Genomic DNA, 18,727 nt, shown 5'->3' with positions numbered 1-18,727 from the left:
AATGGTTTACCTTCCAGGCTGACCGTGTCAAGACCGATGTGAACAAGCACTTCAAGACCATTTTCAGTCAAAAGACCGAGAGCGTGCTTGGTAGGAAAAATGCTGCTAATCGTACCGGATACTGGTGCGTAAATCTTGCCATTTTCTGGTTCAACTGCAAAGCCGTCTCCCATCATTTTTTGGGAGAAAACTGGGTCTTTAACATCTGTAATCGCAATCACTTCACCATCTGCTACCGTCTCAACTTCTTCTGTCACACCTTTGTAGCTCGCTTCGGCAGCTTGTGAAGCTGTCATTTGGCTTGGCAGAGTTTCAGGAATCACTTCGCCTGAGTCAAGTAAATCTTGAATATCAGATTTCAAAACATCAGCTTTTGGTCCATAGATCGCTTGAACTCCTTGACCTTTCATCACCAGTCCCATTGCTCCTTCAGCTTTCCATTGTTCTTCTGTACCAACTTTGTCAGCATCTTTAACAGTCACACGAAGACGTGTCATACAGGCATCTACATCAACGATGTTGGCACGTCCGCCAAGAAGATTGATAACATTCACAGCTTGAGATGCTTCTGCTACTTTGCCACCAGCTGGGGTAGACGAAGGACTATCTTCTCCATCAGCTGTTTCATAGTTTCCGTTACGTCCTGGAGTTGCGTAGTTAAATTTCTTAATCATGAAGTTGGCAATAAAGTACATTCCAACTGCAAAGAGCACTGTTACCCAAACAAAATTAATAATATCCATACCCAAACCAGCATTGATGGCTATTGGAGTACGAGTCAGAAATTCGATTGAACCAAATGAGTGCATACGCAAGTGAACAATATCTGCCATAGCAAATGCTAAACCTTGTACAACAGCATATACCAAATAAAGAGGTGTTGCAACAAACATAAACATGTATTCAATTGGTTCTGTAACACCTGTTAAGAAAGTTGCAAGTCCTGTTGCAATCATCATCCCCTTGTATTTATGTTTCTTGTCATCATCTACATTTCGATAAATTGCAAAGGCAACCCCCATCAAAATACCAAATGAACCAATCATTTGCCCAACTTTAAAACGGGCTGGAGTGATACTATTTAGAAGATGTTGATATTGGTCAGCGTGTGAACCTTTTAAATTAACAAGGTCTGTTACCCAAGCCAACCATAATGGATCTTGACCAAATACAGTCGTCCCTTTAGCAGCACCTGTCAACACTTCATATGTGCCACCCAATTGAGTATAGTTAATTGGAATTGTCAACATATGGTGAAGTCCGAATGGTAAAAGAAGACGTTCTAAAGTACCAAACAAGAATGGTGCGAGAATTGGAGCTGTCTTTTGAGAGTTAGCAATCCAAATACCAAAATTGTTGATTCCAGTTTGAACAACTGGCCAAAATACTGCAAGAATCAAAGCAACGATTGTAGAACGCAAAATAACAACGAATGGCACAAACCGTTTACCATTAAAGAATGAAAGCGCGTCTGGTAATTTACGGTAATTATAATATTTATTGTAAGCAGTTGCTCCAACAAAACCGGCAATGATACCAACAAACACCCCCATATTAAGGGCAGGAGCTTCAAGTACACTTACAAAATAATCAGCCACCTTAATGGTTCCACCAAAGACAGTTTTTACAGTAGCTCCTTGTTTTGTAAGAAGGTCTGAAGTTACTCCAAAAAAGACCCCTGTAATACGGTTAATTAAAATAAATGAAAGTCCGGCTGCGAATGCACCACCCGCACGCTCTTTTGCCCAGCTACCTCCAATAGCTAATGCAAACAAAATGTGAAGATTTCCGATAACTCCCCAACCAATTTGCTCAAGAATACCGCCTGTTGTAACAAGAGCAGCTACGTTTGGATTGATCATTGGAATTGACTTACCAATACTGATCATCAAACCAGCCGCGGGCATTACTGCGATAACGACCATCAGAGCCTTTCCGAATTTTTGCCAAAATTCGAAACTGAATATGTTTTTGAATGTCTCTTTCATCATTCATATCTCCTTATAAAATTTTCTGCAAACGTTTTCCGCAAACGTTTGCATTTATTTGACTCTTTAATTATATCATATATTTCTATTTTGTAAAGCGTTTTTATATAATATTTAAAAAATCTTCTGACTAATAACTTCTTTCTCAAAAATAGGCTCCTTGCCAACCACAATACTGACAAAAGAGCCTATTTATTTAATATTTTCTAACATGCTACAATTCTACTTTAGCCACCACTGTCTTAGCAGCGACTTTGCCGAATGTTTCAACTGATACAGATTTAATCGCTTGTGCATTTGTGAAGACAACAACCGTTGATGTTTCACGACCTGCTTCTTTAATAGCTCCTAAATCTGCCGTTACTAACAGATCACCTGCAGAGACTGTTTGCCCCTCTACTACATGAACTTCAAATGGTTTACCTTCCAGGCTGACCGTGTCAAGACCAATATGAACAAGCACTTCAAGACCATTTTCAGTCAAAAGACCGAGAGCGTGCTTGGTAGGGAAAATGCTGCTAATCGTACCAGATACTGGTGCGTAAATCTTGCCATTTTCTGGTTCAACTGCAAAGCCGTCTCCCATCATTTTTTGGGAGAAAACTGGGTCTTTGACATCTGTAATCGCAATCACTTCACCATCTGCTACTGTCTCAATGTTTTCTACTATAACTGTGGTTTCAGCTTCAGCCATTGTTACAGAGACTTCTTGATTTGAAGTATTTTCCTCTGATTTTTGTAAAAATTTGAAATTGAAGAAATTTTTGAAGAAATCTTTCATCATTCATAGCTCCTTATCCTTATAAGAAATTCAAATACTAAAAAGTACTTATATTATTAATATCTCATATTATAGCAGATCTAGTAAATTTATAAAGCGGTTTCTAGAAAAATAATTTAATTTTTTTCTGTTTTTTTATTCCAAATCGAAAAAGAGACTGGAACAAGATTGTTCAAGTCTCTCTATTTCTTATTCTTGCATAGCATAGCCAACACCACGCACAGTTTTGATGTAACTTTTCTGCCCTGCTATATCAAGTTTACTACGAAGATAACGAATATAGACATCAACAACATTTGTCTCAACAGCTCCTTCGTATTTCCAAACGCGCTCTAACAGCTGTTCACGGCTTAAAGCATGATGACTGCCCATCAGCGTTGCTAACAAATCATACTCTCTTCTAGTCAAAGAAATTATTTCATTCCCTCGATATACGGTATGATTTTGCACGTCAATGCGAAGATTCCGATAAGATGTTGAAATTTTCATCTGACTACAATGATGATCAATAAAATCACGCCCACGAAAAATAGCAGAAATTTTTCCGACCAAGTCCATCACAATGAAAGGCTCTATCATATAACTAACAGCAAAACGTTGGATTTCCTCAGTATATTTTAAAATAATATCACGATTATCCAATACAATAATGACTGAAGCAGGCTTTATCAAACTCAATTGCTCAGCAAACTCCGTTCCTGTCATATCTTCAAGCATAAAATTTAACAGGAATAAATCGTATTGATTAGCTCTCGCAGATGTTAAAGCATCTTTTCCCGTTTCAAAAAGATCCACTCGATAACCTTCATTTTGCAACTCTAAGCTAATAAATTGTGCTAATTTTTTTTCATTCTCAACTAATAAAATCCGCTTCCCCATAGCTTATCCTATTTTTCGTCATACCAAGAATAGTGGTAAATACCTTCTTTATCCTTACGTTCATACGTATGCGCGCCAAAGTAATCGCGCTGCGCTTGAATCAAATTAGCTGGCAAGTTTTCTGCACGATAGCTATCAAAATAAGCAATCGCACTAGAGAAAGTTGGCACTGGCACACCTGCTTGAACAGCTAAAGCAACTACATCGCGAACAGCTTGTTGATATTTTGCAGTAACATCCATAAAGTATTCATCAAGAAGTAGGTTTGCAAGATCTGCATTACGGCCATATGCATCTGTAATTTTTTGCAAGAAACGAGCACGAATGATACATCCAGCACGCCAAATAGAAGCAATTTCACCAAATGGAAGATTCCAAGCCTGCTCTTTAGATGCGACACGCAATTGTGAAAAACCTTGTGCATAAGACATGATTTTTGAGAAGTATAGAGCCTGGCGAATTTTTTCAATTAATTCAGCCTTGTCCCCATCAAATTTAATAGCAGTAGGTTTTGGAAGAACCTTGCTAGCCTGAACACGTTCTTTTTTATAAGCAGAAATATAACGCGCAAAAACAGACTCCGTAATAAGTGGAAGTGGAACACCAAAATCAAGAGCTGATTGGCTCGTCCATTTTCCTGTTCCTTTATTTCCAGCTGCATCCAAAATGTAATCAACAATTGGTCCATCTTGTCCTTCATCATCTTTACGTGTCAAAATATCAGCAGTGATTTCAATCAGATAGCTATCCAACTCACCCTTATTCCATTCAGTAAAGATCTCAGCCATTTCTGCTGCTGAAAATCCAAGCAAGTGCTGCATTAAATCATAACTTTCTGCAATCAGTTGCATATCGCCATACTCAATCCCATTGTGGACCATTTTTACATAATGACCTGCACCATTTGGTCCGATATAAGTTACACATGGTGCCCCATCCTCTGGCGCTTTCGCTGAAATTTCTTCCAATACATCTGCTACCAATTCATAGGCTTCTTTTTGTCCACCGGGCATGATAGATGGACCTTCAAGCGCACCCTTTTCACCACCAGATACTCCTGTCCCGATAAAATTGATTCCAGAATTTGCCAATTCTTCTGAACGACGAATAGTATCTTTATAGAACGTATTTCCACCGTCAATCAAGATATCTCCCTTATCCAGGAACGGTAATAATGCTTGAATCGTTGCGTCTGTCCCTGACCCAGCTTTAACCATGAGCATGATCCGACGTGGTTTTTCAATAGAATTCACAAAACTTTCCACATCGTAACTTGGAACAAAGTTTTTTTCAGGATGAGATGCAATCACATCCTCTGTTTTATTCGCTGATCGGTTGTAAATTGCTACTGTATAGCCACGAGATTCAATATTAAGGGCGAGGTTACGCCCCATAACAGCCATACCAACAACACCAAAATTCGCTTTTGTCATTTTGCACTCCTCTTTTTTGTTTGTTTTATTTTATCATTTTTAAGCAGGAAAAGAAAGGATTTGTTGCTAAAAACCAATGTTAAAGAGGGGGTCACTCTTCATCAAATAAGCCTTGCAAACTGGCGAACGGACTATTCTTCTCTTTTTGCGCTTGTTTACTTTTTTGATACTCTTCTTCAGTCATGACCTGCCAATCATTTCCTGAAGGCATGCAGTCACTCGCTTTCTCCTCGGACGTCAACACTTTAAGTGGAATATGCAATAAAATATTATCTGCCACACTTTCGGCTAGGTTGATTACTTCATTTTCAATCGGCAATACCAAATCATCAGCTATCAAATCTTGATTCATTTTCCCACTATGTGCATCAGAGAAAACCTCATTCACCAAGTAGTTTTCTTTTTGATCTACCGGTTCCATGCTACGACTGGACGCTAGTGTAATGGTATAAGACAAATCATAATCTAAAAAGTAAAGGCCATCTTCATACTGCACCTTTCCACTTGCAACAATATCTGCGACATTCAAAATTTCTGGATTGCGCATTTGTAATTCTTGTGTCAAATCAAAACCTTGCTCAAAAGTAAGACCATCTGGATTTTTACGAATTTCTTGAATATGTAACATGATTTCCTCATTTGTATTTAGATTTCTAGTTTTATTATACCATTTTTGAAAAAAGACATAAAGTTCACTTGCAAGTTACTTTACTATACCATTCACTTACTTATACTTTATTACCACTTACAGAAAATGCCTTGAAATCAGGCTCGTTCCTGCTATAATCATTGCAACAAATAAAAAGGAGATTATGATGAAACTCATCTTCAAAAATAAAGTATTCGCTTTTATCAGCTTGTCACGCATGTTCAATATTCTAGGTTCTTCCATTTATAATATTGTTTTTGTTGTTTTTGCTTCTAGTCTGCCACATCCAAAGTTTGCTGTAGGAATTGCAAATTTTATCGTTCTTGTTCCAACATTTTTTACGATATTTATCGGTATGCAAGCGGATAAAACGATTCAGAAAGCTCGCTGGCTCATTCATATGGGGTATGTACAAGCTTTCGTCTTTACCGCGGTAGCTATTTTGACAAAGTCTAGTACCTATATTGCCTTTTCAACCGTTTGTCTCATCAATATCCTTTCAGATATTATCAGCGACTATCGTAGTGGACTACAAATGCCTATTTTGAAAAAGAATATTGCTGATGTAGATATGATGGAAGCTTTTTCTTTCACACAACTCCTCACCTATCTATGCAATCTTGCTGGACAAGCTCTTGGTGTTTGGCTATTAACTGTTAGCAATCAAAACTTCACTCTAGTCGCTCTTATCAATGCCCTGTCTTTTCTACTATCTTCTACAACACTCTATTTTGTCCGTCACCGTTTGACCCACGAAATCGTTCAACGTGAACAAGGAAAGACGACTCCTCTAAAGCAACAATTCAAACAGATGTATCAAAGTTCCAAATTAATTTTTGAGCAAGATAGTTCTACTAATTTTTTCAAATTACTATCACAGGTGCTCATCCTTAATGCGCTAGGTGGCTCTATTATGGCTCTTTATAATTTGTATTTATTGGATCATCCTTTATTTGGTCTCTCTTTCAGCCAATCTTTACTAATCTTTGAAACGACGTTTATTTTAGGAGTTATTTCTGCTAGTCTTACCCCCAATGATTATTTTAGCAAATTATCGATCAATAAATTAGCTCTTTGGGCTTCTCTAACAATTCCTATTTTAGGGATTATCAATTTCTATCATCTACCTGTTTTTCTAGGATTACTTGTTATTTTCTTTATGATGTATATTGCAGGGAAGGTCAATCCTAAAATTAACAACCTGCTTCTCAGCAAACTACCTTCAGATATTTTAGCTCAAACTTCTAGTTTTCTTAGTTTGCTCTTTTCGTTCTCTATTCCACTAGGAACGATGATTTTTACCAGTCTAGCTATTTGGAATATGAAAATCACTTGGATGGTATTTACAGGATGTGGTATCCTATCTCTCCTACTCTCATTAAAAAAGAGATAGGAATAAAGCTAGATTGCTTTCACTTATATTGTAAAATAGCAAAAAAGATCGGGATAGACAGTCATGATTACAATACAATCATAGGAATCTATCTCAATCTTTTTACATTTTTCTTAAACGATCAACCCGTTCAGAAATCGGTGGGTGGGTGTAAAATAATTTTTGTAAGCCACCTTCTTTTTTCGGATCGTTAATATAGAGAGCTGCACTAGCATCATCAACTTTATGGTGCATAGGATCGCTATTTTCTAATTTCAGGAGAGCATTAATCATCCCTTGTGGATTGCGAGTTAATTCTACACTTGAAGCATCCGCTAAAAATTCACGCTGACGAGAAATGGCTAATTGGACCAACGTTGCTGCTAAAGGAGCTAATATAATCGCAACAAGCGATAAAATCAACATTAGAACGCCCAAACCATTATCATTATCTCGGCTGTCACGTCTGCGACCACTCCCACCAAACCACATCATACGCCCTGCCAAGCTTGATAACATCGTTACCGCACTAGCAAGCGCTACTGCAATCGTTGAAATTCGAATATCATAATTACGAATGTGACTCACTTCGTGTCCAATAACAGCTTCCAATTCTTCACGATTCATCATATTCAACAGACCTGTTGTCGCTGCTACTGCCGCATTTTCAGGTTTTGAGCCTGTTGCAAAAGCATTGGGTGATGAGTCTTCAACAATATACACTCGTGGCATAGGAACTTGAGCTACCATCGCCATATCTTCTACCACATGATAAAGATCAGGAGCCTCAGCTTCCGTGACTTGTCGAGCACCATTCATGGACATGACAACCTCAGTAGACTGAAAAATCATGCTAAAAGCATAAATCCCTCCAATGATAAAGGCAATCAGCACTCCGCCAAGAATCGAATCGAACCACAAATAGCCAACTGCAGCACCAATAATCGCTAAGAGAGCAAAAAATGCAATCAAGAGAACCCACGTTCGTCTTTTATTACTAGCAATTTGATCAAAGAGCATATTAGTCTCCTAAACCACTAAAATCAACTTTTGGTACGGATTTTTCTTCCTCTGGAACAGCCAAGAAATCTGCCGGCTTAAAGCTGAACATTCCAGCGATAATATTACTTGGAAATGTTTCTAGCTTCACATTATAATTGCTTGTTACGCTATTATAAAGTTGACGAGAATACGAAATTTTATTTTCAGTATTAGTTAATTCTTCTTGCAATCTTAGAAAATTTGTACTTGCTTGCAATTCTGGGTAATTTTCTGCAACAGCAAAAATTCCTGAAATCTGACGCGTCAAGGCATCACTTGCTTTCATAGCTTCTGCTGGAGTTGTTGCAGCAGCCACCTGCCGACGCAGTTCTGTTACTTTTTCAAACGTTGATGCTTCATATTTGGCATACCCTTTGACCGTTTCAATCAAGTTTGGTAGCAAGTCATTTCGACGTTTCAATTGAACATCAATCTGACTCCATGCTTCTTTGGTTTGCATACGACTTTTGACAAGACCATTGTAACTAGCAATTACAAACAGCACTAGTACCACTACAATAGCTAAAATAATTATCCACATAGTCATTCTCCTTTTAATTTATTATAGATATTATACCAGAAAAATGAAAATAATAAACATTTTGACTTCTTCAAAAGAGAAATTTTAAAGATTCTCTTCTGATTATCTGGTATAATAGAAGCAAGAAGATACAAGTAAGGACAAATGATGACACCCGAAGAATTTTATCAACTTTTAAAACAGCAACAGATTGAACTCACGGACCGACAACAGATGCAGTTTGAACGCTATTTTGAACTGCTCGTTGAATGGAATAAAAAAATCAATCTGACAGCTATCACTGAAAAAAAAGAAGTGTATCTCAAGCATTTCTATGACTCCATTGCACCAATTTTGCAGGGACGGATTAAAAACCAAAATATCAAACTATTGGATATTGGAGCTGGGGCAGGTTTTCCTAGCCTTCCTATGAAAATCCTCTATCCAGCGTTAGATGTGACGGTTATTGATTCTCTAAACAAGCGCATTCTATTTTTAAATCATTTGGCTGACGAATTAGATTTGGAAAAAGTTCATTTCTATCATGGTCGGGCAGAAGATTTTGCTCAAGATAAAGACTTCCGCGCCCAATTTGATATTGTAACTGCGCGCGCCGTCGCCCGTATGCAAATCTTAGCCGAACTGACCATTCCTTTTCTTAAAGTTGGTGGACGTCTTTTAGCACTCAAAGCTACTAATGCCCCTGAGGAATTAATGGAGGCTAATAATGCTCTTTCTCTTCTATTCAGCAAAGTCAAAGAAAATAGTAGCTATCAACTTCCAAATGGCGACCCACGCTATATCACTATTGTTGATAAGAAAAAAGAAACTCCCAATAAATACCCTCGCAAAGCAGGAATTCCTAATAAACGGCCCTTATAAAACGAAACACCAAGCAGTTTAAAACTGCTTGGTTTCTTTATTATATCCAATTTAGTCCACTTTTCTACAACAATGCTGGACATGCTTATAAAGTGCGGCATAGTGGCCGTGGTAATCTTTCCGCCAAGGCTTATCTCGGCCACAAAAGTTAAGAAAAACAGTATGTTTTATAACCCAATCTAAATCCCACTCTCCCTTACTTCTAGCGTAATAAAGAACATTATAGCGTACATCGTAATTATATAATTCATCTGGAATCTGGAGTGTCAAATGCCCGTACAAAGCATTTAGTACATCTTGGTCTGGTAAAAAAAGTTTAAAACGATTTTGAGCAATATCATCTAAAATAGCAGCACGATTCACTTTTTGTCAAATTGCTGTCAAATTCATGAGTAAAACTCCTGAATTATAGTAACTTTCTGCCTCAAAATTTTATAAGCGTAGCTTATTGACTAAATCTGTCATGTTAGTATCTGAACCATGACTAGCTGCAGCATATAAAGCAGCACCTAACTCCATTTTATAAAGTGGAAAAATATCATTCAAACATAAAATATCGGTGTTCAAATATAGAATTTTATCTAAATCCTTAGGGAGATATTCATGAGCCAACAAACGATAGTAAATTGTCTCTGGATACCGATCAGCACTTGGGGCATCTTCAAAAGCTCCTTCACCAATCACAACTAGCTCATAGACGATTTCTAAGGCCTCACAAAAGCTCTCAATCTCTGCATGCTTTTTTAACAATTGTTTCTGCAAGACAAACACATGCAACAAGGCTGACGGTGTATTCTGACACACTGAATACAAGGTCGTTTTAAATGGCACCATATAGTGATAATTGAGAATAAAAGATTTATTTCCATCCTTTATTCCCCATCTATCTATTCTTCTCGAAAAACGGGTTGTGGACCAAATGTTTGGGAAACAGGCATGAGCTCAATTCGGTTAATATTGACATGAGGAGGCTGCCCAACAATCCAAGCAACAGTATTGGCAATATCTACCGGCTGAATAGCATGAGCTCCCTCATACAATTTTTCAGATCGTTGCTTATCTCCCTTAAACCGAACAGTTGAAAATTCTGTGCCTTCACAAAGACCGGGTTCAATATTGGTCACACGAATATGATGTCCAGCCAAATCAGCACGTAAATTTAGAGAAAACTGTTTTACGAATGCTTTACTCGCTCCATACACATTAGCTCCCGGATAAGGGACTGTCCCAGCAGTTGAACCAAGGTTGATAATAAGCCCACTATCCCGCTCTACCATTTGTGGTATAATCTGGCGTGTTAAATAAACCAAACCAACAACATTAGTCTGAATCATTGTCAGCCAATCTTGCATATCTGCTTCATAAGCCTTATCTAAACCCAATGCTAAACCTGCATTGTTAATCAAAATATCAATCGTTCGCCAAGCCTCTGGCAAGCTTTCTAAAGCCTGATCTATATTTTTTGTATCTGACACATCCATTTGAAGCGGGTAAAAGTTTGCAAAGCCCAATTCCTGCTGAAGTTGCGCTAATTTTTCTGATCTTCTTGCTGCACCAATCACTTGATGGCCTTCTGTCACCAAACGGCGACAAATAGCTTGTCCAAAACCAGCCGAAGCTCCTGTTACCAATGCAATCATTTTCTTCCTCCTATATGTATTTTCATTCTCATTTATAACCAAGGATTGTAAAATCGACCGTGGTTCACGACAAAGAGTAATAGACTGAATAATAAAAATAAACCAGCCAGTACAATTACTTCAATATCCAACCTCTGAAAAGCCTGATAAGTGTACCATGTCCGCTTTTTATTTTTGCCAAAACGCCGCAATTCCATAGCTGTCGCAATCGTATCAATCCGTTCCAGCGAACTAAAAATCAAGGGAACAATAATTTGCAAATTGCCTTTGATTCGCTGACTGAACTTTGCTTTTTTTGACAATTCTAATCCACGCGCTTCTTGGGACATTCTAATCAAGTAAAACTCCTCTTGCAAATCCGGAATATATCGCAGCGTTAAGCTGACAGAATAAGCTATTTTATAGGGTATTCCGATTTGATTCATGCTAGAGGCAAACTGACTTGGGTGAGTCGTCATCAGAAAAATAACCGCCAAAGGGATGGTGCAGAGATATTTCAAAAATAAATTAAATAGATAAAATATCTCCTGAGCAGTTATAGTGTAACTACCTAGTCCACTTAACCAAACTGTCTGTTCTCCATAAATCTCTACTCCATACTGAGGTGCAAACAGGTAAACCATGATGAGATTCAAAGCAGCAAAAAGACCAGCAAAGATCAAAATAAATGATACATCCTTAAAATGGATATGAGACACTTTGAATAAAAAGAGCGATCCAACCGCAATGACCAATAATAAACGTGTATCATAGCTAATCATTGCTGCAGTTGATACTAAAATGAAAAACAGCAATTTACTAGCACCCGATAAGCGATGAAGAAAGGTCGTACCCGCATGGTAACCGATTAGTTTTTGTTGATTAAGCATGACTTTTTTCCCTTTCTCGCATGTAAAATTCAGTCAAAGCTAGCGGATCTACTTCTAGTTTTTCAGCCAAAGAAAAAATTGATGTTTCTTTCAGATTTGCCGCCTGAATCAGCTTCTTATCTGTCAGAACTTCTGCAGGGGCTTTATCTGCTAAGATATGTCCATCCAGCATGACAATCGCACGTTCAGAATAATCCAGCATTAATTGCATATCATGTGTAATCATCACAATAGTGTGGCCTTTTTTATTCAACTCGTCCAAAAAATTCATAATTTCTGTATAATTATGTTGGTCTTGCCCAGCTGTTGGCTCATCCAAAAGAATAATTTCTGGATTCAACACCAAAATAGAAGCAATGGTCACACGCTTTTTTTGCCCAAAGGACAAAGCAGAAATAGGCCAATGTCGAAATTCATATAGACCACAAGTTTTTAGTACAGTTAAGACTCGCTTTTTTATTTCTTCTTCTGCAACGCCACGCAGCTTCAATCCCAAGGCAACTTCATCAAAAATCATGGTTGTTGAAATCATCTGATTTGGATTTTGTAACACATAACCAATTCGTTCGGCACGCTCCTTGATAGAGTCATTTTTGATGTTTTGCCCCTGCCAAGTATAGCTTCCTTCCGTTTCAATGAATTGACAAAGCGCTTTTGCTAACGTGGATTTGCCTGCACCATTTTTTCCAACGATAGCAATCTTTTCCCCTCTAGAGATTGCTAGATGAATATCCTTTAAAACTTTTTTCTCCCCATAAGCAAATTGAACGTTTTTCAATTCTAGCAAGTAATCTTGCACCTGTGGTTTTTGAATAGGAACCAACTCTCCCAAAAACTGAATAGAAGATACGTCTATCTGATCTAAAGTTGCCAACTGTGTAGCATCTTTCACATGAAAGCCAAGCTGGCGCAGCGTTGTAAGATAAAGAGGTTCACGAATACCATTGGCAGCCAGTAAATCCGTATGCAACAAATCATCTGGACTACCATTAAATAAAATTCGTCCATCATTGATGAGCACAATTCGATCAATCGCTCGATAAAGCACATCTTCCAAACGATGTTCAATGATAATCGTCGTCGTTCCTGCTTCCGCATGAATTTGGTCAATCAGCTCAATTGTATCCTGCCCTGATTTAGGATCTAGGTTTGCCAAAGGCTCATCGAACAATAAAATCGGACTTTCATCAATCAACACCCCAGCTAAACTGACCCGCTGTTTCTGCCCACCAGACAAATCTTGAGGACGCTGATGTAAGAGCGACAGTAGCTCCAATTTCTCAGCCCACAAATGTACCCTATCTCTCATCGTTGGCAAATCCACCATGTCGTTTTCCAAAGCAAATGCTAAATCTTCTGCAACGCTCAACCCGATAAACTGACCGTCTGTATCCTGCAAAACTGTACTCACGAGATTTGACAGTTCATAGACGCTCCTATCAAAGACAGACTTTCCTTGAATCAATAAACTTCCTGTCATTTCTCCACGATAAATATTGGGGATAATTCCATTTAAGCATTGTCCTAAAGTAGACTTTCCCGAACCTGAGGGCCCTACAATCAAGACCTTTTCTCCTTCATAAATTGTCAAATCAACATTTTTTAATGTTGGTTCTGTCTGTACTTGATACTGAAAATTAAAATTTTCAAATTGAATAATTGGTTTTTCCATCACATTCTTCTTTATAAAGCAAGGGCAATTTGTATTGCCAAGTTAGCTACTTTGTCTTTTTCATCTAAATCTGCATGATTTGCAAGATTACGCATATCCCAAGCCTCTTCTGATAAATGATCCGCTGCATAAAAGAAATGGCAAATCGAGATTTTACGAAAATTTGCTAGAGCTGCAACTGCTGAACATTCCATATCTACACAAATGGCTCCTGCTTTTTTACGCTTATACAATTTTTCTGCAGTCTCTCGATAAATGCCATCTGTCGTCCAAACTTTTCCAACTGTATGAGAAATTCCCTTGTCAGTCAAAAATGATGTTAAAAAATCGTGCAGGCCAACATTCACCTCTATCTCATCAGAAGCTGGCAGATAATGGTAACTAGTTCCTTCATCACGAATAGCCATCTGAGGTACAATGATGGACGTTTCCTTAATAGTTTCATCTAAAACACCACATGTTCCAAATAAGACCAATTTTTTCATCCCGAAGGCAATCAAATCTTCCAGAATAGCGACACAAGCTGATGCACCAACCGGTGCATTAAATAGAGCAATCGGTGTACCTTTTACAACAATCCTGTAAATTGGAATCTCAATATTTGCCATAGAGGTAGAGGTCAACAGATCATGCTGAAAATCAGCCAACATGCGTTCAAAAGTTGCATGAGCAAAACAAGATACTACTGTCTCAGGAAAACCTGGCAATGCCTCAATCAAATCTTCTGGATTGATAATCGCTCTGCGATTGTTATCAAATTCCTCTAAAATCATCCACTGCTTCCTCCATATATACTCATTCTATTGTAGCACAAAAGAAATAAGATGAAAATCAATTGTGACCCCTTTGGAATTTCTACGAACCCTTTGAAATGAAAATGAACCTTCCCAGCAAAATGAGACTCATTTCCCAACATCGTTGATAAAAAAGAATAACTATATCGACCCAGATGGCCGAGTGAACTAATAGTTATTGACACTAGCAATTCAGTCGACAGGGTGAACTAAAATTCGTTCGCGCTGGCCGAGGGGCGGATGACGTAAATCGAATTTAAGTCATTGTATCTGAGGGGCAGACGGATTCCTCAAAACGCATTTCACATTTATTAAATAGAAAAAGAGGTTGGATAAAACCCAACCTCTCCTAACATATAGAGGCAATTTGCTTCTATCTCATTCGGAATCTTCAATTTCCTTATCAATCTTATGTTGACGAGATTGATTGTATGTATTTACAAACCAATTAAATATTCCTAGCGCAACCAAATATGTGATAAAACTGCCAAATAGAAACAGAATGAAATCATTTGTCGGACGAGTTTTATAGTGCAATACACCAAAATGATAGTGATAATAACCACTCAAAACTGTCAAACAGAATGCTTGGAATAAAGTCATGAGTATTCCTAGCTTCTTCTTTTCAACAATTTTTTCTTTCCTTGTCACAAAGAAGTAAATTCCGCCGCTAATCAGAATAGCTAGCAATTCATCCACATAAGATTTTATTGAAAAGTTAAACAGGAAAAACTTGATAGCAATTCCAATGCCTAAAATGACAAGTAAAACTCGAAACGCATAGGCTTCAGCCTTGTATGTCCCTTGCCGAATACGCTCGTCTTTTTCGCCATCAAAATAATTCTTTATTTTGTTCATGACAAACCTCCTCTCAGGCTTCATCTTCTAATTCCGATAAATATTTCTCAAATCGCCCTTTCTGCCATTTTCCAACAACTTCTAATAGCAGATTAAACACCAGAATGATAGGGAGATACAGCAAAAATGTAATTGGGATAGCCAATAAAAACTTGGCATGCAACGGATTGTTCTGATAAGTAGCCTGATTGACTTGAAAATTTTGAACTAGGATCATGACAGTCACAAAAGCTGTCATGGCAATCACACCCCAAATAGTAAAGGTAAAACTATTAAAATAATTAGCACCTAGCCGTCGACAACGCTCCAAAAAGTAAAGAAATGCAATCATACTCGAAAATAAGAATAACTGCGCATAGATTTCCCCTGAATGGACAAAGACACTTCCAATATAAAAGATAAAATTACTAATCATCAGCAAACTAAATGCTTCCGTCCCAGCCTTATTGATTAATTGCACTTCTCGCTCATCCAAAATCTGACGTTTAATGAATTTCATGATTCCTCCTCCCAAAATAATTGATCTAATGTTTTACCCAATCGTTTACAAATTGCAATGCATAAACCGAGGCTAGGATTATACTTACCCGCTTCAATCAGACCAATCGTTTGCCTTGTCACACCAATCGCGTCTGCCAAATCTCCTTGGGTCAAATCATGCTCAACCCGAGCCATTTTTAATTTAAGGTTTTTCGTCATTCTCTTTATCCTCTTGACTAAAATCACTTTTTTTCTTTGTCGCGTACAAGGTGAAACCCAAAATTATATTACTAAAACCCAGAACTATGAACGTCCGATTTTTCTGACTCAATCCTACTAATAAAAAAGTTACTCCTAGCAACAGCCATATCATGTAAGCCGCTCCGACTGTTTTTTTATCATTTTTCATAAATTTTAACTCTTTCTTTACTACTATTATACATTATATTTTATAAAATGCAATATATAAATAACATTTTGTACATTTTTTATGGCCTTAGAAAAATTTAAAATAAAAAAGCTCAGATTATTCTTTCTGAGCCCTCAAATATAACTAATCCTTTTTCAAACTTCCCGATTTGGTTTGTGTACGAGCATAGGCCAGCAAAAGCACTGTTCCTGCAACAGCAACAGTTAAGCCATTAGAAATCGTTGCAACAACACCTTGTACAAAAACCTTATTGACAGGCTCATTGTAAATCAAAAGATCTCCTAATGGGGCAATAACAACCCATACTATAGCATTAGCTAATACTTGAATCACATTAAAGGATATAATATCTTTTACCTCAAAAATCCCTTGCGTAGCACGAATCCGTTTTCGAAACAGCCCAACAATCAAACCAAACAAACCACTGGCAATGACCCATGACCACCAAGGATTCCCATATTGCAATGAATCCTTTAGCGCATGACCAACAAAGCCCGTCAAAAATCCAACAACAGGTCCGAAAATTACACTAAACAAGGCTTGCAAAGCATACTGCAATTGAATACTAGTATTTGGAACAGGTGTTGGAATACTAATCATTCCAATCACAACAAAGAGAGCTGCTCCAATCCCCGTTGCGACAACACTTCTTATTGAATTATTTTTCATAACAACCTCCTATATTATTTTTCAATCCGTTTGATTTCAATGCTCCATTGCGCTCCGACTCCTACATTATAAGCCTTTGCAAAAGATCCCTGATTAATAGCTAAACCAACACGATAAAGAGAATTGATATACAAAATTGGCTGACCAATCCGGACATCCGCAAAAGATTTCCCATAAGTCACTTGATTCTGATAGACCAGCATATCATTATTGTAAATCGTCACCTCGAATCGATTATTAAATCTTGGTTTTAAAGTATAAAATTCTTCACGCGTAATAGAAGTCCACAAGGAGCCAAAGCGAACATCTAAAATATCAATAGCACCACGAACAGAATCATTTTCAATTATCGTTTCCACAACAGGAATTTCTACAATATCCTCAATATCTAATTCAGGCCCCACCTCTTCAAACGTAATATGTCCACTCGCTAATTTTGCCCCAGTATAAGCATAAACATCTCGGCCATGAAACGTATAAGAGTGTTCCGTATTCTTTCTCCGATTTTCCACTTCCGAAATCTCCCGAATCGCAACAATTCCCACATGTTTCTTTATAAAAGAAAGAGTCCCATTGTTTGGTGTGACAATGTATTGATTTTGTATAGTTTTAACCACCACACTTTTTCGCTTAGAACCAACGCCTGGATCCACTACCGATACAAAAGTTGTCCCTTCAGGCCAATAATTGACTGTTTGAAATAATCTATAACTTCCTTCGAAGATATTGTAAGGTGTAATATCATGAGTTAAATGATGTATTTTTAAAGTTGGAGATTCTTCTAACGCCACACCGACCATCGCCGATACAGCCCCATCTACCAAACCGAAATCTGATTGCAGTACTAGTAAATTATTATGCATCTTCTCTCCTTTATAACACTTATATCATAACATAAATTACATTTCTTATCCATTATCTATTTTTTATCATATCAATATATACTACCTATCGCTATTTGCTCCATTCAACTAAACCCTAACTACTCCTCTTTTAACGAGAAATATTATTCCAATTAAAAATTAATACAACTATGAATTATAAAATGCTAATAGCATCAAACTCTAATAATTTCTAGCTTAATCCTCATACGCCTTCTATGTCTTCCCAGGCTTTAAATTATGACTAAAGAAATTAACGAAAATTGAATAAATATAAGATTTTAACATCTGAAGAAAATAAGTTTAAGCTCTATAACATCTGTAGCCGAATCCGGAAAAACACTTTAAAGGTTGTAGTCTTTTTGAATGTATGCCAAAAGTACTATATAACGAATTATAACGAAAAGTAACTAACCCGTCATTAGAAAGAATCATATGAGACCTATTAAGAATGATACAGAATTGCTCATAATAAATCACTTTATTGTCTGTCTGTGAAACAGAATCTTATCTAGTAATAAAGACTAAACTGAATTCTCCTGCACCTCCACACCTTTTAAACTTTAAAAAGCGTATTTTTATCACGCTAAACATAAAAAAAGAAAAGACCAATATGATCTTTTCTCGATATTAGTTTCTTGTAATCAACCAGAGTTGATAAAGAGCCAATTTTTATCACTTTAATCATCAAAAAAAGCAAACCAATCTGGTCACTCACCCATTTAGTTACCAGGCTGCCAACTACAATTGACACTGAGCCATACATCTCTTCATTTCATACCAAATCAAATATCGGGAAGACAGGATTCGAACCTGCGACACCTTGGTCCCAAACCAAGTACTCTACCAAGCTGAGCTACTTCCCGTATAGGTAGAAAAACGAAGCCCT

18 protein-coding genes, 1 tRNA gene and 2 pseudogenes are annotated in these 18,727 nt (G+C 37.4%); 2 read left to right on the top strand and 19 right to left on the bottom strand.

All coding sequences use genetic code 11. The features are described from left to right. The 5 genes and pseudogenes from HMPREF1654_RS09555 to HMPREF1654_RS09535 form a co-directional block, all read right to left on the bottom strand. Positions 1-1,991: PTS transporter subunit IIBC (locus HMPREF1654_RS09555; RefSeq protein WP_037591696.1), on the bottom strand; the 1,991-nt coding region annotated here is incomplete at its 3' end. A gap of 211 nt (positions 1,992-2,202) precedes the next feature. Next, positions 2,203-2,652: pseudogene (locus HMPREF1654_RS09550) on the bottom strand (PTS sugar transporter subunit IIA); the annotation flags it as partial. A gap of 306 nt (positions 2,653-2,958) precedes the next feature. Next, on the bottom strand, positions 2,959-3,648 hold the full coding sequence (locus HMPREF1654_RS09545; protein ID WP_003077963.1) for a response regulator transcription factor: 690 nt from the start codon (positions 3,646-3,648) through the stop codon (positions 2,959-2,961). An 8-nt stretch (positions 3,649-3,656) separates the two neighbouring features. After that, complete coding sequence (gndA, locus tag HMPREF1654_RS09540; protein ID WP_003077965.1) at positions 3,657-5,081, bottom strand: NADP-dependent phosphogluconate dehydrogenase; 1,425 nt, start codon at positions 5,079-5,081, stop codon at positions 3,657-3,659. A 91-nt stretch (positions 5,082-5,172) separates the two neighbouring features. Next, the gene (locus HMPREF1654_RS09535; protein ID WP_003077972.1) at positions 5,173-5,709 is read right to left on the bottom strand and encodes a YceD family protein; all 537 of its coding nucleotides are present in this window, start codon (positions 5,707-5,709) and stop codon (positions 5,173-5,175) included. A 187-nt stretch (positions 5,710-5,896) separates the two neighbouring features. On the opposite strand from HMPREF1654_RS09535, the gene HMPREF1654_RS09530 reads away from it, so the two are divergent. Beyond that, the gene (locus HMPREF1654_RS09530) at positions 5,897-7,123 is read left to right on the top strand and encodes an MFS transporter (RefSeq protein ID WP_003077939.1); all 1,227 of its coding nucleotides are present in this window, start codon (positions 5,897-5,899) and stop codon (positions 7,121-7,123) included. 102 nt (positions 7,124-7,225) lie between these two features. Here the strand turns inward: HMPREF1654_RS09530 and htpX are convergent, their stop codons facing one another. Beyond that, complete coding sequence (htpX, locus tag HMPREF1654_RS09525; protein WP_003068114.1) at positions 7,226-8,122, bottom strand: zinc metalloprotease HtpX; 897 nt, start codon at positions 8,120-8,122, stop codon at positions 7,226-7,228. 1 nt (position 8,123) lies between these two features. Beyond that, positions 8,124-8,684, bottom strand: a complete 561-nt coding sequence (locus HMPREF1654_RS09520) for a LemA family protein (protein ID WP_003077961.1) — start codon at positions 8,682-8,684, stop codon at positions 8,124-8,126. Between the two features lie 147 nt (positions 8,685-8,831). On the opposite strand from HMPREF1654_RS09520, the gene rsmG reads away from it, so the two are divergent. After that, positions 8,832-9,545, top strand: a complete 714-nt coding sequence (rsmG, locus tag HMPREF1654_RS09515) for a 16S rRNA (guanine(527)-N(7))-methyltransferase RsmG (RefSeq protein ID WP_003077959.1) — start codon at positions 8,832-8,834, stop codon at positions 9,543-9,545. A 51-nt stretch (positions 9,546-9,596) separates the two neighbouring features. Here the strand turns inward: rsmG and HMPREF1654_RS10275 are convergent. From HMPREF1654_RS10275 to HMPREF1654_RS09445, 12 genes and pseudogenes are all read right to left on the bottom strand, one after another. Further along, a pseudogene (locus tag HMPREF1654_RS10275) lies at positions 9,597-10,379 on the bottom strand (glycosyltransferase family 8 protein). A gap of 53 nt (positions 10,380-10,432) precedes the next feature. Then, positions 10,433-11,185: an SDR family oxidoreductase gene (locus tag HMPREF1654_RS09500; protein ID WP_003071816.1), complete on the bottom strand. Its 753-nt coding sequence runs from the start codon at positions 11,183-11,185 to the stop codon at positions 10,433-10,435. 32 nt (positions 11,186-11,217) lie between these two features. Further along, a complete protein-coding gene (locus tag HMPREF1654_RS09495) occupies positions 11,218-12,054 on the bottom strand; it encodes an energy-coupling factor transporter transmembrane component T family protein (protein ID WP_003077947.1) in 837 nt (278 codons plus the stop codon). Then, entirely contained in the window at positions 12,047-13,726 is a 1,680-nt protein-coding gene (locus HMPREF1654_RS09490; protein ID WP_003077970.1) for an ABC transporter ATP-binding protein, read from the bottom strand. The genes HMPREF1654_RS09495 and HMPREF1654_RS09490 overlap by 8 nt, the downstream gene beginning before the upstream one ends. Positions 13,727-13,737: 11 nt before the next feature. After that, the gene (locus HMPREF1654_RS09485; protein WP_003071811.1) at positions 13,738-14,499 is read right to left on the bottom strand and encodes a nucleoside phosphorylase; all 762 of its coding nucleotides are present in this window, start codon (positions 14,497-14,499) and stop codon (positions 13,738-13,740) included. A 399-nt stretch (positions 14,500-14,898) separates the two neighbouring features. After that, complete coding sequence (locus tag HMPREF1654_RS09480; RefSeq protein WP_003077941.1) at positions 14,899-15,378, bottom strand: DUF6773 family protein; 480 nt, start codon at positions 15,376-15,378, stop codon at positions 14,899-14,901. A gap of 13 nt (positions 15,379-15,391) precedes the next feature. Beyond that, positions 15,392-15,877 (bottom strand): DUF6773 family protein, encoded by a 486-nt coding sequence (locus HMPREF1654_RS09475; RefSeq protein ID WP_003077949.1) that lies wholly within the window; start codon positions 15,875-15,877, stop codon positions 15,392-15,394. After that, positions 15,874-16,077, bottom strand: coding sequence for a helix-turn-helix transcriptional regulator (locus HMPREF1654_RS09470; protein ID WP_003077967.1), 204 nt, complete (start codon positions 16,075-16,077; stop codon positions 15,874-15,876). The genes HMPREF1654_RS09475 and HMPREF1654_RS09470 overlap by 4 nt, the downstream gene beginning before the upstream one ends. Next, complete coding sequence (locus HMPREF1654_RS09465) at positions 16,061-16,267, bottom strand: hypothetical protein (protein WP_003077951.1); 207 nt, start codon at positions 16,265-16,267, stop codon at positions 16,061-16,063. Before HMPREF1654_RS09465 ends, HMPREF1654_RS09470 begins: the two co-directional genes overlap by 17 nt. A gap of 144 nt (positions 16,268-16,411) precedes the next feature. After that, positions 16,412-16,957 carry an ECF-type riboflavin transporter substrate-binding protein gene (locus HMPREF1654_RS09460; RefSeq protein WP_003077954.1) on the bottom strand — a complete coding sequence of 182 codons (546 nt, stop codon included), beginning with the start codon at positions 16,955-16,957 and terminating at the stop codon, positions 16,412-16,414. Positions 16,958-16,971: 14 nt separating this feature from the next. After that, positions 16,972-17,820 (bottom strand): SAM hydrolase/SAM-dependent halogenase family protein, encoded by an 849-nt coding sequence (locus HMPREF1654_RS09455; RefSeq protein WP_003077956.1) that lies wholly within the window; start codon positions 17,818-17,820, stop codon positions 16,972-16,974. Positions 17,821-18,630: 810 nt separating this feature from the next. Beyond that, positions 18,631-18,704: transfer RNA gene (locus HMPREF1654_RS09445), tRNA-Pro, on the bottom strand. Between the last annotated feature and the right edge of the window lie 23 nt (positions 18,705-18,727).

It is taken from the genome of Streptococcus intermedius SK54 = ATCC 27335, from assembly GCF_000413475.1.
GTDB lineage: Bacteria > Bacillota > Bacilli > Lactobacillales > Streptococcaceae > Streptococcus > Streptococcus intermedius.
This window is presented reverse-complemented; position numbering and strand designations above follow the sequence as displayed.

Coding starts and splice junctions, on each gene's coding strand:
- HMPREF1654_RS09485 (WP_003071811.1), bottom strand. CDS start 14,499: ATGATTTTAGAGGAATTTGATAACAATCGCAGAGCGATTATCAATCCA.
- HMPREF1654_RS09475 (WP_003077949.1), bottom strand. CDS start 15,877: ATGAAATTCATTAAACGTCAGATTTTGGATGAGCGAGAAGTGCAATTA.
- HMPREF1654_RS09535 (WP_003077972.1), bottom strand. CDS start 5,709: ATGTTACATATTCAAGAAATTCGTAAAAATCCAGATGGTCTTACTTTT.
- HMPREF1654_RS09470 (WP_003077967.1), bottom strand. CDS start 16,077: ATGACGAAAAACCTTAAATTAAAAATGGCTCGGGTTGAGCATGATTTG.
- HMPREF1654_RS09460 (WP_003077954.1), bottom strand. CDS start 16,957: ATGAAAAATAATTCAATAAGAAGTGTTGTCGCAACGGGGATTGGAGCA.
- HMPREF1654_RS09465 (WP_003077951.1), bottom strand. CDS start 16,267: ATGAAAAATGATAAAAAAACAGTCGGAGCGGCTTACATGATATGGCTG.
- HMPREF1654_RS09500 (WP_003071816.1), bottom strand. CDS start 11,185: ATGATTGCATTGGTAACAGGAGCTTCGGCTGGTTTTGGACAAGCTATT.
- rsmG (WP_003077959.1), top strand. CDS start 8,832: ATGACACCCGAAGAATTTTATCAACTTTTAAAACAGCAACAGATTGAA.
- gndA (WP_003077965.1), bottom strand. CDS start 5,081: ATGACAAAAGCGAATTTTGGTGTTGTTGGTATGGCTGTTATGGGGCGT.
- htpX (WP_003068114.1), bottom strand. CDS start 8,122: ATGCTCTTTGATCAAATTGCTAGTAATAAAAGACGAACGTGGGTTCTC.
- HMPREF1654_RS09480 (WP_003077941.1), bottom strand. CDS start 15,378: ATGAACAAAATAAAGAATTATTTTGATGGCGAAAAAGACGAGCGTATT.
- HMPREF1654_RS09490 (WP_003077970.1), bottom strand. CDS start 13,726: ATGGAAAAACCAATTATTCAATTTGAAAATTTTAATTTTCAGTATCAA.
- HMPREF1654_RS09545 (WP_003077963.1), bottom strand. CDS start 3,648: ATGGGGAAGCGGATTTTATTAGTTGAGAATGAAAAAAAATTAGCACAA.
- HMPREF1654_RS09455 (WP_003077956.1), bottom strand. CDS start 17,820: ATGCATAATAATTTACTAGTACTGCAATCAGATTTCGGTTTGGTAGAT.
- HMPREF1654_RS09530 (WP_003077939.1), top strand. CDS start 5,897: ATGAAACTCATCTTCAAAAATAAAGTATTCGCTTTTATCAGCTTGTCA.
- HMPREF1654_RS09520 (WP_003077961.1), bottom strand. CDS start 8,684: ATGTGGATAATTATTTTAGCTATTGTAGTGGTACTAGTGCTGTTTGTA.
- HMPREF1654_RS09495 (WP_003077947.1), bottom strand. CDS start 12,054: ATGCTTAATCAACAAAAACTAATCGGTTACCATGCGGGTACGACCTTT.